The organism is Roseobacter cerffii, assembly GCF_054226325.1.
This window is the reverse complement of the sequence record NZ_CM135757.1, coordinates 3,614,630-3,630,274: the sequence shown is the minus strand read 5'-3', so window position 1 is coordinate 3,630,274 and position 15,645 is coordinate 3,614,630. Positions and strand designations below refer to the sequence as shown.

Genomic DNA, 15,645 nt, shown 5'->3' with positions numbered 1-15,645 from the left:
ACTGCCCTCGGGTCTTTTTCCTTGTATTTATCATGAAAATTTGCAGCACTGCAATTAATCATGATAATTATACGCTGCATTCAACAGAGAGGACAACAGAAATGACAGTTTTGACATGGACGCGTCGCAGCGTGCTGGCTGCGTCAGCTGCTCTCAGCCTGAGTCTGGGCCTTGCTGCGCCGATTTCAGCGCAGACACCGCCCGGAGTGCTGATCGTCGGGCAGATTGCCGAGCCCAAGGCGCTTGATCCGGCGGCGGTGACGGCGGTGAATGACTTTCGGATTCTGATGAACGTCTATGATGGCCTCGTGCGATACAAGGATGGAACACTGGAGGTGGAACCCGCCTTGGCCACCGGCTGGGAGATCAGCGAGGACGGGACGGTCTATACCTTCACGCTGCGGGACGGGGTGAGCTTTCATGACGGCAGCGCCTTTGACGCGGAGGCGGTCAAGTTCAATTTCGACCGGATGCTGAAGGAAGATCACCCCTATCATGATACGGGACCCTTCCCGCTCGCCTTCTTCTTCTCGGCTGTGGAAGAGGTCACGGTGGTTGACCCGCTCACCGTGCAATTCACGTTGAATGCACCTTACGCGCCGTTCCTCTCGAACCTAGCCTATCCCACCGGGTTGATCGTCTCGCCCGCTGCCGTGGAACAGCATGGCGCGGAGTTCGGGCGCAACCCGTCCGGTACGGGGCCCTTCACCTTTGCGGAATGGCGCAGCAACGAGGCGGTGGTGATCGAGGCGAATGCGGACTATTGGGACGGCGCGCCTGCAAGCCAGGCGGTCGTGTTCCGCCCGATCTCCGACGCAAATACGCGCACGGCAGAGATGCTGGCGGGCGGGATCGACCTGATGGTCGAGGTGCCGCCGGTGGCCTTGTCGGAGTTCGCGGGGGATGCCTACACGCTACATGAACAGGCGGGCCCACATGTGTGGTTCCTGATCCTCAATGCCAAGGAAGGGCCCTTTGCCGACGTGCGCGTGCGGCAGGCTGCGAATTATGCGATCAACAAATCCGCGATTGTGAACGATGTGCTGGAGGGCACCGCCGCTGTGGCCGCAGGCCCGACGCCACCCGCCTTCGCCTGGGCGTACAACGAGAGCCTTGAGCCCTATCCTTATGACCCGGAGAAGGCCAAGGCGCTGATCGCCGAAGCGGGGGCCGAGGGCGCGGAGCTGACCTTCTATGTGACCGAGGGCGGCTCGGGCATGCTGGACCCGGTGGCCATGGGGACGGCGATCCAGGCGGATCTGAAGGCGGTGGGCTTTGATGTGAGCATCGAGACCTACGAGTGGAACACCTTCCTCGGCGAGGTGAACCCTGGCCTCGAGGGCAAGGCGGATATGGCGCAGATGGCGTGGATGACGAATGACCCCGACACGCTGCCGTATCTGGCATTGCGGACCGAGGCCTGGCCGGAGAAGGGCGGGTTCAACTCCGGCTATTACTCCAACCCCGAGGTCGACAAGCTGCTGGAAGATGCGCGCTCCGCGACGGATCAGGCCGAGCGAGCGGCGCTCTATCAGGAGATGCAGACCATCGTTCAGGAAGACGCGCCTTGGGTTTTCGTGGCCAACTGGAAGCAGAATGCGGTCACATCGAACCGGGTGGAGAGCTTTGCGCTGCAGCCCTCGTTCTTCCTGCTGCTGAAGGACGTGGTCAAGAACTGATCAGGTTTCGGACCGGGCATTGCCCGGTCCGACCGGCCGGGGGCTGCGCCCCCGGACCCCCAAGAAAGACATGTGGCCACTGCAGGGGAGCCCGGGCATGGCGGGGTACATACTGAAACGGCTGGTGTCGGCGGTCCCGGTGCTGTTGGGCATCACTGTCATTGTCTTTGCGATCATGGCGCTGATCCCGGGCGATCCGGCGACGGCCATCCTGGGGTCTTTTGCGACGCCGGAGAATGTCGAGAAACTGAACCGGGATCTCGGCTTGGACAAGCCGCTGGTTGCGCAGTACTTCATCTGGCTCGGCAATATGCTGCAGGGCGATTTTGGCCAGAGCTTTGCCCTGAACCGGCCCGTGCTGGATGAGGTGCTGGAACGGTTCGGCGCGACGCTGATCCTCGCGGGCACGGCCTTTGTGCTGTGTTCGCTGTTCGGGGTAATGGCGGGGGTGGTCTCGGCGGCGCGGCAATACGGCTTTGCGGACAAGGCCATAACCTTCGTTGTTCTGCTGGGCATCTCGATCCCCTCGTTTTTCCTCGGGATGATGATGATCCTGACCTTCGCGGTGAGCCTGCGCTGGTTCCCGGTCTCGGGCATGTGGCCGATCTACGGCGCGCGGGATCTCGGCGCGCTGATCAGCCATCTTACGATGCCGGCGCTCGCGCTGGCTGTGGTGGCGACAGGCGTGATCGCGCGGCTTTCGCGCTCTGCGATGCTGGAGGTGCTGCGGCAGGACTTCATCCGCACGGCGCGGGCCAAGGGCGTGCGCGAGGGGCGGGTGATCTGGCGGCATGCGCTGCGCGCGGCGATGGTCTCGATCATCCCTGTGCTGGGCATTCAGGCGGGTTTTGTGCTGTCAGGCGCGGTGTATATTGAGATCGTGTTCCAGTGGCCGGGCGTCGGGCGCATGCTGGTGGATGCCATCCTCAAGCGCGATATCTTGTTGGTGCAGGGCGGGGTGGTCTTCGTGGCGGCCTGCTATGTGATGTTCAACATCGCGGTCGACGTGGCACAGAGCCTGCTGGACCCAAGGATCAAGACGTGACGGCCTTTCTGACGCTGCTCGCGCGCAATCGCCTGGCCCTTTGGGGCGGGGTGATCCTGGCCATCGTTGTGGTGCTGGCACTGATCACGCCGCTTCTGCCGCTGGCCGAGCCGGATGTGACCGACACGGCGAACCGGTTCAAGCCGCCGTTCTCGGAAGGCGCGCTACTCGGTACGGACCATCTGGGCCGCGATCTGCTGAGCCGGCTCATGTGGGGCACGCGGCTGTCGCTGGCGGTTGGCTTTGCTGCTGCTCTGATTGCCGCGACGATTGGGGCTGCCATCGGGATCATCGCAGGCTTCTACGGCGGACGCACGGACAACGTGATCATGCGTGGCGTCGATATGCTGATGGCTTTTCCTTACATCCTGTTGGCGCTGGCGATTGTGGCCGCCCTTGGGCCCGGGCTTCTCAACGCGCTGATCGCGGTGGCGGCGGTGAATGTGCCGTTCTTTGCCCGGAATATCCGCGGCGTGACCGTCAGCATCGCGCATAAGGAGTTCGTCGATGCCGCACGGCTGGCGGGGATGAGCAACGCGCGGATCATTCTGGTTGAAATTCTGCCCAACGTCCTGCCGGTGATCGTCATCGCCATGTCCACGACCATCGGCTGGATGATCCTCGAGACTGCGGGGCTGTCGTTCCTGGGGCTCGGGTCGCAGCCGCCGCAGGCGGACTTGGGCTCGATGCTGGGTGAGGCGCGTGCGGCGCTGATCACCAACCCGCATACCTCGATTGTGCCGGGGGCGATGATCCTTGTGATCGTGATGTGCATCAACCTGTTGGGCGATGGGGTGCGCGATGCGCTCGACCCGCGGCTGAAATCCGGGGCGCTCAGCCGACCGATGCCCGCCACAGCGGTGGACCGAGCGGAGGTGCCCGCGGCGCAGGGCGCGGGGCTGCTCGCCGTACAGGGATTGCAGACCCAATTCCACGTGAAGGAGCGCGTCTACCGCGCTGTCGGTGGCGTCGATCTGGCTGTCGAGCCGGGTGAATGCCTTGGCATCATTGGGGAAAGCGGGTCAGGCAAGTCGGTGACCGCGCTGTCGATCATGGGGTTGGTGGCTTCGCCGCCTGGGGTCATCACCGGCGGGGCGGTCCGCTACAAGGGCGATGATCTGATCGGCGCGCCGTACGAGACGCTGCGGTCGCTGCGCGGCGACCGAGTGGCCTATATCTTCCAGGACCCGCTGGCGACGCTGCACCCGCTCTATACCGTTGGTGACCAGCTGATCGAGGCGGTGCAATCGCATCATCGGACCCCGCGCGCCGAGGCCCGGGCGCGGGCCATCGCGCTGCTGAAGTCGGTGCGGATCCCCAATGCCGAGAGCCGGGTCGACAGCTATCCGCACGAGATGTCCGGCGGGATGCGTCAGCGCGTGGGCATCGCCATGGCGCTTGCCAATGACCCGGAGGTGATCATCGCGGACGAGCCGACGACGGCGCTGGACGTGACCGTACAGGCACAGATCCTCTCGTTGCTCGATGATCTGCGGCGGGAGCGTGGCCTGGCAATCATCTTCATTACACATGACTTCGGCGTTGTGGCGCAACTCTGCGACCGGGTGGCGGTGATGTATGCGGGCCGGATTGTCGAGGAGGGGCCGACCGATGCGATACTCAATGCGCCCGCGCACCCCTACACCGCCCGGCTTATGGCCTGTGTGCCCGAGCTGGGGCAGGGGCGCCGACGGTTGGAGGCGATTGCGGGCCTGCCGCCTGTGGTCGACGACCTGCCCGAAGGCTGCGCCTTTGCGGAGCGCTGCACCAAGGCGCGAGACTCCTGTCGGGCTGGTGATATTGCGTTGGAGCAGAGTGGCAGGCGGGCCGTACGCTGCATTGATCCGGACGTCAGCCTGCGCGCGGAGACGGTCGCATGACCCCGGCTTTGCGACTGATGGAGCTGTCCAAGACCTTCGAGGTTGGCAAATCGCTCTTTGGCCCGCCGAAGGGGCGGGTGCATGCGGTGCATCCGGTGACGTTCGACGTGCAGCAGGGTGAGACGCTGGGCATCGTGGGCGAATCCGGCTGTGGCAAATCCACGCTCGCGCGGCTGCTGGTCGGACTCATCGCGCCCACGACCGGCCAGATCGAGATCGAAGGCGAGCGGTTGAATACCGCCGACCCGGCCGCCTTCGGAAAGCGCATTCAGTATGTGTTTCAAGACCCGATCAGCAGCCTGAACCCGCGCAAGACGATCCGGCAGATCATGGATGCGCCGCTGAAACACCTGCATGGGTTGGACCGCGCGGCGCGCGCCAACCGGGTTGCCGAGATTTTTGCCGCGGTGAACCTGCGCGAGGCGTTTCTTGACCGCTATCCACATGAGTTCTCGGGCGGGCAGGCCCAGCGGATCGGGATTGCGCGCGCGCTGGCCGCGCAGGCGCGCATCCTGATCCTCGATGAGCCGGTCTCGGCGCTGGATGTGTCAGTGCAGGCGCAGGTGCTGAACCTGCTGGCCGATCTGCGCCGCGATCTGGGGCTCACCTATCTTTTCATCAGCCATGATCTGGCGGTGGTCGAAGCGGTGAGCGACCGTGTGGCGGTGCTCTACTTCGGCGCAATTGTCGAGATAGGACGCGCCGAGACGATCTTTGCCAAGCCCGCGCATCCTTACACCAAGCTGCTTGCGGACAGCGCGCCCGTTGTCGGCCGCGCGCTCACGGCACCCGAGGGGCGGGAGACGGAGCTGCCTGATCCGCTCAACCCGCCTCAGGGCTGCGCTTTTCGCGCCCGGTGCCCGCGGGCGACCGAGATCTGCGCCACGGCCCCCCCGCCCTTGAACGATCTGGAAAGTGACCAGAGCGTTGCTTGCTACAACCCGCTCTAGAAAAAGCGGATTGCGCTACGCGGCGGAACGCGGTCTCAATGGCCGCAGGTGGTGCGGGGCCATCGAAGCCAGGGGAGGCGCAATGTGGACCGGATTGTTGTTTTGGGGTTGGGCAAGGTTGGGACCTTAGCGGCCGAGCTTCTGCACGCGGCGGGCTTCACGGTCATCGGCGTTGATATGCAGAGACCGAACGCCGAGGTTCCCTTCGAGACGCGGCAGCGCGACCTCGCTGCTCCGGGCCAGCTTGACGAGGACCTGCGCCAGGCCGACGCGGTGCTGTCCTGCCTGCCTTATCATCTGAACGCTGGAGTTGCGCGATTGGCCCATGGTGCGGGCATTCACTATTTCGATCTGACCGAAGACGTGCCCACGACCAAAACCATCCGCACTTTGGCAGAGACCTCGGCAGGTCTGATGGCACCCCAATGCGGGCTGGCACCGGGGTTTGTGGGCATCGTGGGTGCCGATCTGATTGGCCAGTTTGATGATTGCCGGATGTGCAAGATGCGGGTGGGCGCGCTGCCCCAGCATCCCACGGGGCTCATGGGGTATTCATTCAACTGGTCGCCTGAAGGTGTGGTGAACGAGTATCTCAACGATTGCGAAGTGCTTGAAGACGGGCAGATCAAGACCGTGTCGCCCATGGAGTGGATCGAGAAGCTATATATCGATGGGACGGAACTGGAGGCCTTCACCACCTCGGGCGGGCTCGGCACCATGTGCGAGACATATCATGGGCGCGTGCCGAACATCGATTACAAGACCATGCGCTATCCCGGCCACGTGACGCTGATGAACTTCTTCTTTCACGAGCTGCTGATGCGTGACCGGCGGCAGGAGGCGGGCGAGATCCTCGTGAATGCGAAACCGCCGGTGGAGGACGATATCGTCTATGTGCATGTCTCGGCGGAAGGGACGATCGGCAACGCGCTGGCGCGGCGCGAGTTTGTGCGGGGCTACCGGCCCATCACCCTTGCGGGGCGCCGGCGCACGGCCATTGCCTGGACCACCGCCTGCTCGGTCGTCGGCGTTTTGGAACTGGTGCGGGAGGGTGCACTGCCCGCCTCCGGGTTCCTCAAACAGGAAGACGTTCCACTCGCCGCCTTTCTGCAGACGCGTACGGGCAAGGCCTATGCCGAGCAGGGTGGATTCTGAGCCTCACACGCCGCGCGGGTCGTCGATTTCCGTGGCGAACCGGCGCGGCGAGAGCGCGCTCTGAAACCAGCTGACCAGCGTGTAAATCGAATAGACCGGTCGCCCGGTGGCGAGACGGATGTCGCGGGCGTAAGGCACCATATTGGTGCACTCCAGCAGGATCGCGCCCACATCGGGATAGGCCTCGATCAGTTCCGCAGCGCTGTCCAACATATCGAGGCGGCAGGCGTCGAAGTCGATGGTGGGCTGATCGGTGAGGAAGGCCTGCGAGAACGCCCGCCCGCCTTCGGTGCCGATAATAGGCACATCCGGGTCCGCGCCCGCTGCTGTCAGATGCCCGCGGGTGAGGCTGGTCTTGGAGACGGTCAGCACGCCGACCCGCTGGCCGTGCGGCAGCGTGCTTTGGATCATCGGGATCTGCATCAGCGCGGAGCTGGCGACCGGCACGTTGAGCCCCAGTGCAAGATCGCTTTGCAGCACCGAGAGGAAACCGCAATTGGTGACGATCCCGTCGCAGCCCATGCGCACAAGCGCCTTGCCTTCGGCGATAAAGGCATCCCGCATGGCGCGTGCGTCCTGCAACACGATCAGATCAGGCGTGGCCCCTTCAACGACACGGTAGTGCACTGGAAACGGCCAGGTGGTGGCATTGCCGATGTCCCCAGGGATACGGGGAAATCGCGTCTCGAGCATCAGGATACCGACGGTCGCGCCATAGACCGTTTTGCCACCAGACTGGACGTGCATAGGACGATGCTCCGCGCTTCGTGTCCTTGATTTCTCTTGCATGCTGACGCAGTTGGCGCGAAAGGGCAAATCTGCGGGCTGACCCGCCAAGGATTGACGGCAGGGCCTAAGCCGCCAAAGTGGGCCGAAAGCGACAGGACAGGTCATGGCAGGGCACGTCATCATCATCGGCGCGGGGATTGTCGGCGTCTCAACCGGCATCTGGCTGCGCCGCTACGGGGCGGAGGTCACGCTCATCGACCGCGGTTCACCTGGGCAGGGGACGTCCTATGGCAATGCAGGGGTGCTGGCGGCCTGCTCGATGGTGCCCGTGACGGCTCCGGGCCTGATTGCCAAAGCGCCGGGCATGTTGCTCGACAAGGACTTTCCGCTGTTTCTGCGGTGGGCGTATCTGCCGAAGCTGGCGCCCTGGCTGACGCGGTACCTCAGCCACGCCAATGATCGCGAGACGCGGCGTATTGCCGAAGGTATCACCCCCATAGTGGCGGACTCGGTCGATCAGCACAAAGCGCTTGTGCAAGGCACTGCGGCGGCCGAGTGGGTGACGGACAGCCCCTATCACTTCGCCTACCGTGATCGCGCGGCTTTCGAGGCTGACAGCTACACCTGGAGCTTGCGTCGAAAGGCAGGTTTCCTACCTGAAATCGCCGAGGGCACGGCGGTGCAGGCGGTTGAGCCCAATCTGTCCTCGGCCATCGGCTGCCTTGCCACGATGAAGGATCACGGGTTCATCCGGGATCCAGGCGGTTATGTAGCAGCGCTGGCAGAGGTTTTCCGCGAGATGGGTGGCCAGATCCGAACCGCAGAGGTCACTGACTTCGAATTGGCAGGTGGCCGCGTGTCCGCTGTATGCACGACCGACGGCGCGCTTCCGTGCGATCACGTCGTGCTCGCCACCGGCGTCTGGTCAAAACCTCTGATGCGGAAACTTGGCCTGAAGGTGCCGCTGGAAAGCGAACGGGGCTATCACATCGTGTTCGAAGATGCGCAGAACGGACCACAGGCGCCGACGATGGTGACCAGTGGCAAATTCGTCGCGACGCCGATGGCGGCGGGTCTGCGCTGTGCCGGTGTGGTCGAGTTCGGCGGCCTGACGGCAGGGCCATCGCGCGCGCCCTTTGATTTGCTGCGCAGGCAGGTGCGGGCGGCCTATCCCACGCTGACTCACGCGCGCGAAGAGGAGTGGATGGGCCACCGCCCGGCCCCGGCGGATAGCCTGCCCCTGATCGGAGAGATCGGCACAAGCGGGGTTCTGAGCGCCTTTGGGCACCATCATATCGGGTTGACCGGCGGACCGAAGACGGGTCGGTTGATCGCGGACATGCTCACCGACCGCACGCCAAACATCGACATGCGCCCCTATAGTCCCAACCGGTTCGCGGCAGGTTAGACCGGCACGTCGCGCGGCATCAGCCAGGCATCGAGATAGACCCGCAGGCGGTCCACCATCGGCTCACCGTTGTGAATGGCGCAGAACTGCAACGCCATGGCCTGTATGGCGAAGGCCTGCACCCCATCCGCAAGCAGATGCGGCGAGACATCCTTGCGGAATGGCCCGTCTGCCAGCCAGTCGGCGATCACGCTGATCTGCCGGGAGAATGTCTTTGCAATCGCGCCAATCTCTTCGCGGGCCGCCGCCCCGGAGTGTCTGAGGATCACGTCAAAGACATAGCGCTCGTGGCTCATGAAGCCCAACAGCGGTTTGAGATTCGCGATCAGATCATCGACACCGCGCGGGGCGGGCAAATGGGCCAGTTTGTCCAGTTCGGCGTTGATGCGCGCACCGATCATCAGGTCCATCAGCGCGTCCTTGTCCGGGAAATGTGCAAAGAAGGTGCCCTTGGCGACACCGGCCTTCTGCACGACCTCTTCGACCCGCATGTCCTGGTAGCCCTTCGTCGCGATGATGTCCTCCGCGGCGGCAATCAGGTTGCCGCGCGTGATCAGGGTGCGTTTCTGTACAGGCTTGGTCATGGGACATATTCGCACTAATAATGACCGCGGTCAAGTTTTTATTGACCGCGGTCATTTTCATATTTATGACCGCGGTCAGTTATCGAATCAATTGGAGTGAATGGCCATGGCTGGCAAACGCATCTTTGTTCTCAACGGTCACCCGGCGCAGGCGTCGCTGAACCGGCATCTGGCGGAAAGCTACGCGGCGGCGGCGCATAGGGCGGGTCACGAGGTGCGCCTGCGCCACCTCGCTGATATGCAGTTCGACCCCGATCATGGCTTTGCGGGATACGCCCAGCACAAACCCCTGGAACCGGTTCTGGAAGACTTCCGGGCAGATGTGGAATGGGCCGAGCACATAGTCATGACCACCCCGATGTGGTGGGGTGGGCTGCCTGCCAAGCTCAAAGGGCTCATTGATCGGACGTTCCTGCCCGGTTGGGCCTTTGACACGCGCAACCGCAGCCGCCTCGGCATGCCAAGGCCCATGCTCGGCGGGCGCACGGCCCGTGCGATTGTCACCTCGGACACTCCGCATTGGTTTTTCGGGCTGCTCTATCACAAGGCCTTGCTGCGCCAGATCAAGGGCCAGATCTTCGAGTTTGTCGGCATGCGCCCGGCCGGGATCACTCATTTCGCACCCGCAGGAGAAGCAGGGGCGGAAAAGATCCAGAAGTGGCAAGCGCAGGTGGAGGCACTTGGCACGGCGGGGCGTTGATGAGCTGTGCGGTGCGTTGCCGGATGCGTATGTGGAGGTCATGGTGCTGCTGGAGAGAATTGAACTCTCGACCTCTCCCTTACCAAGGGAGTGCTCTACCTCTGAGCTACAGCAGCGCCGATGGCTCGGGTGATTAGACGCAATCCTGAAGCGGCGCAAGCCCAATCTGGACGCTTTCAGCCACCTGAGATAGACAAGCGCCATGGCACAGAAACCAGACCCCGAAAAATCCGGAAAACCGGGTGCGGCACGTGAAGACCGTCTGAAAGCGGCGCTCAAGGCCAACATGGCCCGGCGCAAGGCGCAGGCGCGGGCGCGGGCGCAAAACCAAGGGGCAGAGGCAGGCGGGTCCGCAGGGGCCGGAGCAGAAAAGGACGCATAGGCGCATGGACTCGATACTTGTGACAGGCGGTGGCCCGCTGAACGGGCAGATACCGATTGCGGGCGCCAAGAACGCCTGTCTGACGCTGATGCCCGCGACGCTGCTGACCGAGGAGCCGCTGACCCTGATCAACGCGCCGCGGCTCAGCGACATCCGGACGATGACGCAGCTGTTGCAGTCGCTCGGCGCCGAGGTGACCTCGCTGCAGGATGGGCAGGTGATCGCGCTCTCGAGCCACGATATCACCAACCACACCGCGCATTATGACATCGTGCGCAAGATGCGCGCATCGATCCTGGTGCTGGGTCCGCTTCTGGCGCGGGAAGGCCATGCGGTTGTGTCGCTGCCCGGTGGCTGTGCCATCGGCGCGCGGCCCGTCGATCTGCATCTCAAGGCCCTCGAGGCCATGGGGGCGGAGCTGGAGCTGAAAGACGGCTATGTCCATGCCAAGGCACCCAACGGGCTGCAGGGCGGCACGGTCGATTTTGACTTTGCCTCGGTCGGTGCGACCGAGAACGCCTTGATGGCGGCCACGCTGGCCAAGGGAACGACGGTGCTGAACAACGCGGCCCGCGAGCCCGAGATCGTGGATCTGGCGCGCTGCCTGCGGGCCATGGGCGCGCGGATTGCCGGTGAAGGCACGTCGATCATCACGATCGAGGGCGTCGACCGGCTCGGGGGCGCCACGCACACCGTGGTGACCGACCGGATCGAGCTGGGGACCTACATGCTGGCGCCCGCGATCTGCGGCGGCGAGGTCGAACTGTTGGGCGGGCGGATCGAGCTGGTTGAAGCGTTCTGCGAAAAGCTCGACGCCGCGGGCATTGACGTCCGCGAGACGGAGAAAGGCCTGGCCGTGACACGCCGCAACGGGCGCATCCAGGCCGTCGATGTGACGACCGAACCGTTCCCGGGCTTCCCCACCGACTTGCAGGCGCAGATGATGGCGCTGCTCTGCACGGCCGAGGGCACCTCGGTGCTGGAGGAAAAGATCTTCGAGAACCGCTTCATGCATGCGCCGGAATTGATGCGCATGGGGGCTGACATTGACGTGCACGGCGGCACCGCGACTGTGACCGGTGTGGAGAAACTGAAAGGCGCGCCGGTGATGGCGACCGATCTGCGCGCTTCGGTCTCGCTGATCCTCGCCGGGCTGGCGGCGGAGGGCGAAACCCGCGTGGGGCGGGTCTATCACCTTGATCGCGGCTATGAACATGTGGTCGCCAAGCTCTCGGGCGTAGGTGCCAATATCGAACGGATTTCAGACACATGACCGATGCGCGGTTCGAGGATGGCCGGGAGGCGCCGCTCAATCTCGGCGCATTTGACGAGGATGATCTGGCGATCATCTCGGCGCTGGTGCAGGACGCCGTCTTCCCTGCGACCGAGATGCGGTGGGACCGCGCCGGCCGCCGCTTTGCCCTTCTGATCAACCGATTCCGCTGGGAAGAGGGCCCCGCGCGGGCCGCTTCGCCAGAGCGGGTGCAGTCTCTGCTGGTGTTTGACGAGGTGACGGGCGTGGCCAGCAACGGCATAGATCGCAAAGACCCTGACACCGTGCTGTCGCTCCTCGCCATCGACTATGACCCCACCGAGGCGCCCGCCGGACACCTCGTGCTGACCCTCGCCGGAGATGGCGCGATCCGTGTGACCATCGAGGCCCTGGGCGTATCTTTGAAAGACGTGACCAAACCCTATATGGCTCCTTCGAAGAAAACACCGGAGCATCCGGAGTAGTCTTTCCATTGGTTCAACGTCTCCTCACCGAAGGCGCCCGTCTCCTTCGGCATCCCATCTAAGGTCCGCACCATGCCCGTCTTTCTCGATGCCACCGCGCCCGACTTCGAAGCCGCGTTTGAGACGCTGCTGACCGCCAAGCGCGAGGACAGCCCCGATGTGGACGCGGCGGTGGCCGCGATCATCGCGGATGTCCGGGCCCGTGGCGATGAGGCGGTGATCGCACTGACGCAGACCTACGACCGCCTCGCGCTGACACCCGAGACCCTGCGGGTTTCGGAGGCGGAGATTGCAAAGGCCACCGCCGCCGTCCCGGGTGAGGAGCTGCAGGCGCTGGAGCTCGCCGCAGAGCGGATCCGCAGCTATCACGAGCGCCAGCGGCCCGAGGATCAGCAGTGGACGGATGCCAGTGGCGCAACGCTCGGCTGGCGCTGGACGCCGGTGGCGGCAGCGGGGCTCTATGTGCCCGGTGGGCTCGCGTCGTATCCATCCTCCGTGCTGATGAACGCCATCCCGGCAAAGGTCGCGGGCGTGCCGCGCCTCGCGATGGTCGTGCCTGCGCCGGATGGCGTGTTGAACCCGCTGGTGCTGGCGGCGGCGCAACTGGCGGGCGTCGATGAAATCTATCGCATTGGCGGCGCGCAGGCCGTGGCGGCTCTGGCCTATGGTACCCAGACAATCGCGCCGGTCGACAAGATTACCGGGCCCGGCAACGCCTATGTGGCGGCGGCCAAACGGCGGGTCTTCGGCAAGGTCGGGATCGACATGATCGCGGGCCCGTCCGAGATCCTTGTGATCGCCGATGGCGCCAATGACCCGGACTGGATCGCCCTTGATTTGTTGAGCCAGGCCGAGCACGACGAAAGCGCGCAGTCGATCCTGATCACCACAGATGCGGGCTTCGGGCAGGCGGTGGCGGAGGCCGTCGCAGCGCGTCTCGAAACGCTGGAGCGGCGGGCAATTGCGGGGGCTTCCTGGCGCGACTTCGGGGCGATCATCACGGTGCCGGATCTTACGACAGCGGCCAGCCTCAGCGACCGCATCGCGCCGGAACATCTGGAGCTCTGCGTGGCCGATCCCGACGCCCTGAGCGCCCAGATCACACATGCAGGCGCCATTTTCCTGGGCCAGTGGACGCCCGAAGCCATCGGCGACTATGTGGGTGGGCCGAACCATGTGCTGCCGACGGCGCGCTCGGCGCGGTTTTCCTCGGGGCTTTCGGTGTTGGATTTCCTCAAGCGCACGACGCTGGCGCGCATGACGCCCGGCGCGCTGCGCAGCATCGGCCCCGCGGCGGAGACGCTGGCGCAGACCGAAAGCCTGGAAGCGCATGGCCTGTCGGTGACCGCGCGTCTCAACAAGCTCAACGACTGAGGCGGGCGCCTTCGTCGTTGCTCTTTGCGGCGAACCTGCGTTAAGCATCTCGAGTTTGTTCGTTTTGCGTGAAGAATCTGTCCCATGTCCCGTATCTCACAGATCGTCCTCGATGATGCCGGCCTGCCGCCGGCGACCCCCGAGATTGAACAGGAGCGCCGTGTGGCGATGTTCGATCTGCTGGAGGAGAACACCTTCAAGCTGCCCGCCCGTGACGGGCGCGCGGTGCCTGAGGGTCCGTACCACGTGGGTCTCGCGATCCGCGACAAGCGCCTGGTCTTCGATGTGAACACGGAAGGCGCTGAAAAGGCGGCGGAATTTCATCTCTCTCTCGGCCCCTTCCGGCAGGTGGTGAAGGACTACTTCCAGATTTGCGAGAGCTATTTCGAAGCGGTGAAGAAGCTGCCGCCCAGCCAGATCGAAACCATCGACATGGCGCGGCGCGGCATCCACAACGAAGGCAGCCGGGTCCTGCAGGAACGGCTCGACGGCAAGGTCGAGGTGGACACCGACACCGCCCGCCGCCTCTTCACGCTGATCTGCGTGCTGCATTTCGGAGGCTGAATGGGCGACGAGCTCCCAGGGTCGGTTCTCTTTTGTTGTGACCACAATGCTGTGCGCTCCCCCATGGCCGAAGGCATCATGAAAAAGTTCTATGGCACAGGCACTTACGTGCAGTCCGCCGGTGTAACGAATGACATGGAGATCGACGGGTTTTCCATCGCCGTCTGCCAGGAGATGGATGTGGAGCTGTCGCGCCACCGCTCGCGCAGCTTTGACGAGATGGAAAACTGGGGCGACGATCTGGGCTCCTTCGATCTGGTCATCGCATTGAGCCCCGCGTCGCAGCGCCGGGCGCTGGATTTGACGCGGTTCTATCATCTGGACGTGGAGTACTGGCCGATCCTCGACCCCACCGGGCTGGGTGAAAGCCGGCAGGCCAAGCTCGAGAGCTACCGACAGGCCCGCGACCAGATCAAGGAGCGGCTGCTGGCCCGGTTCGGGCCACCCACCGAGATCATTTGAGGAGGACCCATGGCGGATGTGGTGAAGCGATACTTCGAAGCCTTCAATGCAAAGGACACGGGCGCGATGCTGGAGTGCCTGTCCGAGGATGTGGCCCATCACGTCAACGAAGGCGGTGTGCGCCGGGGCAAAGCGGCCTTCGCGGCGTTCTGTGACCACATGAGCCGCTGTTATGATGAGATGCTCACGGACATGGTGATTTTTGACGCGCCCGAGCAGGGCCGCGCGGCGGCGGAGTATGTGGTGCATGGGCGCTATATTGAGACTGATGAGGGGCTGCCCGAGGCGAAAGGTCAGCAATATCAATTGCCTGCTGGATCGTTCTTTGATGTCTCGGGCGGGCTGATCACCCGCGTGACGACCCGCTACAACCTCACCGACTGGGTGCGGCAGGTGTCCTGACCATGTCGCTCGACATTCGCCCGTTGAGCCACACCGAACTGGCGCACCACATCGAGGCAGTCGCACACTTGCGGATCGCGGTCTTCCACGATTGGCCCTATCTCTATGATGGCGATCTGGCGTACGAGAAACGCTATCTGCAGCCCTATCTCAGCAGCGAAGAGGCGATTGTGGTGGGTGCGTTCGACGGTGACCGCCTGGTTGGGGCGTCCACCGGAACCCCGCTGAGCGACCACGCAGAGGATTTCGCGGCGGCGTTTTCCGCGACGGGCCTGGACCTGGCGACGATCTTCTATTGCGCCGAGAGCGTCCTGCTGCCGCAGTACCGAGGGAGCGGCGCGGGCCATGCGTTTTTCGACGCCCGAGAGGCCCATGCGCGCGCGCTTGGCTATGCCCGGTGCTGTTTCTGTGCGGTCATCCGGCCCGAGGATCACCCCGCCCGACCCGCAGGTTACGCACCGCTCGATCCCTTCTGGCGCAAGCGGGGATATGCCCCGCTGGACGGGGTGCGGGCGCGGTTTTCGTGGAAAGATCGGGAGACCGGGGGCGAGACCGAGAAAGAGCTGCAGTTCTGGATGCGCGCCCTCTAGGGGG

17 protein-coding genes and 1 tRNA gene are annotated in these 15,645 nt (G+C 64.1%); 15 read left to right on the top strand and 3 right to left on the bottom strand.

Annotated features, from left to right (window positions below; translation table 11 throughout):
* Positions 1 to 101 precede the first annotated feature (101 nt).
* From ACVC7O_RS17540 to ACVC7O_RS17520, 5 genes are all read left to right on the top strand, one after another.
* Positions 102 to 1,679, top strand: a complete 1,578-nt coding sequence (locus tag ACVC7O_RS17540; protein ID WP_458323408.1) for an ABC transporter substrate-binding protein — start codon at positions 102 to 104, stop codon at positions 1,677 to 1,679.
* Between the two features lie 97 nt (positions 1,680 to 1,776).
* On the top strand, positions 1,777 to 2,724 hold the full coding sequence (locus ACVC7O_RS17535) for an ABC transporter permease (RefSeq protein ID WP_458323407.1): 948 nt from the start codon (positions 1,777 to 1,779) through the stop codon (positions 2,722 to 2,724).
* Positions 2,721 to 4,604 carry a dipeptide/oligopeptide/nickel ABC transporter permease/ATP-binding protein gene (locus ACVC7O_RS17530; protein WP_458323406.1) on the top strand — a complete coding sequence of 628 codons (1,884 nt, stop codon included), beginning with the start codon at positions 2,721 to 2,723 and terminating at the stop codon, positions 4,602 to 4,604. The genes ACVC7O_RS17535 and ACVC7O_RS17530 overlap by 4 nt, the downstream gene beginning before the upstream one ends.
* A complete protein-coding gene (locus ACVC7O_RS17525; RefSeq protein ID WP_458323405.1) occupies positions 4,601 to 5,554 on the top strand; it encodes an ABC transporter ATP-binding protein in 954 nt (317 codons plus the stop codon). The genes ACVC7O_RS17530 and ACVC7O_RS17525 overlap by 4 nt, the downstream gene beginning before the upstream one ends.
* Positions 5,555 to 5,638: 84 nt before the next feature.
* Positions 5,639 to 6,709: a saccharopine dehydrogenase C-terminal domain-containing protein gene (locus ACVC7O_RS17520; protein WP_458323404.1), complete on the top strand. Its 1,071-nt coding sequence runs from the start codon at positions 5,639 to 5,641 to the stop codon at positions 6,707 to 6,709.
* Positions 6,710 to 6,712: 3 nt separating this feature from the next.
* Here the strand turns inward: ACVC7O_RS17520 and ACVC7O_RS17515 are convergent, their stop codons facing one another.
* Positions 6,713 to 7,456, bottom strand: coding sequence for an aspartate/glutamate racemase family protein (locus tag ACVC7O_RS17515; RefSeq protein WP_458323403.1), 744 nt, complete (start codon positions 7,454 to 7,456; stop codon positions 6,713 to 6,715).
* A 145-nt stretch (positions 7,457 to 7,601) separates the two neighbouring features.
* Between ACVC7O_RS17515 and ACVC7O_RS17510 the strand changes: the two genes are divergently transcribed.
* Positions 7,602 to 8,846, top strand: coding sequence for an NAD(P)/FAD-dependent oxidoreductase (locus ACVC7O_RS17510; protein ID WP_458323402.1), 1,245 nt, complete (start codon positions 7,602 to 7,604; stop codon positions 8,844 to 8,846).
* On the opposite strand, the gene ACVC7O_RS17505 is transcribed toward ACVC7O_RS17510, so the two are convergent.
* Positions 8,843 to 9,430 (bottom strand): TetR/AcrR family transcriptional regulator, encoded by a 588-nt coding sequence (locus tag ACVC7O_RS17505; RefSeq protein WP_458323401.1) that lies wholly within the window; start codon positions 9,428 to 9,430, stop codon positions 8,843 to 8,845. The two genes, ACVC7O_RS17510 and ACVC7O_RS17505, sit on opposite strands and share 4 nt — an antisense overlap.
* A 106-nt stretch (positions 9,431 to 9,536) precedes the next feature.
* On the opposite strand from ACVC7O_RS17505, the gene ACVC7O_RS17500 reads away from it, so the two are divergent.
* Positions 9,537 to 10,130: an NAD(P)H-dependent oxidoreductase gene (locus ACVC7O_RS17500; RefSeq protein WP_458323400.1), complete on the top strand. Its 594-nt coding sequence runs from the start codon at positions 9,537 to 9,539 to the stop codon at positions 10,128 to 10,130.
* Positions 10,131 to 10,171: 41 nt separating this feature from the next.
* On the opposite strand, the gene ACVC7O_RS17495 is transcribed toward ACVC7O_RS17500, so the two are convergent.
* A tRNA-Thr gene (locus ACVC7O_RS17495) sits at positions 10,172 to 10,246 on the bottom strand.
* 86 nt (positions 10,247 to 10,332) lie between these two features.
* Between ACVC7O_RS17495 and ACVC7O_RS17490 the strand changes: the two genes are divergently transcribed.
* The 8 genes from ACVC7O_RS17490 to ACVC7O_RS17455 all read left to right on the top strand — a co-directional run bounded on the left by ACVC7O_RS17490 (position 10,333) and on the right by ACVC7O_RS17455 (position 15,641).
* The gene (locus ACVC7O_RS17490) at positions 10,333 to 10,512 is read left to right on the top strand and encodes a hypothetical protein (RefSeq protein WP_458323399.1); all 180 of its coding nucleotides are present in this window, start codon (positions 10,333 to 10,335) and stop codon (positions 10,510 to 10,512) included.
* A gap of 4 nt (positions 10,513 to 10,516) precedes the next feature.
* Entirely contained in the window at positions 10,517 to 11,785 is a 1,269-nt protein-coding gene (murA, locus tag ACVC7O_RS17485) for a UDP-N-acetylglucosamine 1-carboxyvinyltransferase (RefSeq protein ID WP_458323398.1), read from the top strand.
* The gene (locus ACVC7O_RS17480; RefSeq protein WP_458323397.1) at positions 11,782 to 12,249 is read left to right on the top strand and encodes a DUF2948 family protein; all 468 of its coding nucleotides are present in this window, start codon (positions 11,782 to 11,784) and stop codon (positions 12,247 to 12,249) included. Before murA ends, ACVC7O_RS17480 begins: the two co-directional genes overlap by 4 nt.
* Positions 12,250 to 12,321: 72 nt before the next feature.
* Positions 12,322 to 13,623: a histidinol dehydrogenase gene (gene hisD / locus ACVC7O_RS17475; protein WP_458323396.1), complete on the top strand. Its 1,302-nt coding sequence runs from the start codon at positions 12,322 to 12,324 to the stop codon at positions 13,621 to 13,623.
* An 84-nt stretch (positions 13,624 to 13,707) separates the two neighbouring features.
* Complete coding sequence (locus ACVC7O_RS17470) at positions 13,708 to 14,187, top strand: UPF0262 family protein (protein WP_458323395.1); 480 nt, start codon at positions 13,708 to 13,710, stop codon at positions 14,185 to 14,187.
* Positions 14,188 to 14,649 (top strand): arsenate-mycothiol transferase ArsC, encoded by a 462-nt coding sequence (locus ACVC7O_RS17465; RefSeq protein WP_458323394.1) that lies wholly within the window; start codon positions 14,188 to 14,190, stop codon positions 14,647 to 14,649.
* 9 nt (positions 14,650 to 14,658) lie between these two features.
* Positions 14,659 to 15,051, top strand: a complete 393-nt coding sequence (locus ACVC7O_RS17460) for a ketosteroid isomerase-related protein (protein ID WP_458323393.1) — start codon at positions 14,659 to 14,661, stop codon at positions 15,049 to 15,051.
* Positions 15,052 to 15,053: 2 nt separating this feature from the next.
* A complete protein-coding gene (locus ACVC7O_RS17455; protein ID WP_458323392.1) occupies positions 15,054 to 15,641 on the top strand; it encodes a GNAT family N-acetyltransferase in 588 nt (195 codons plus the stop codon).
* Positions 15,642 to 15,645 lie beyond the last annotated feature (4 nt).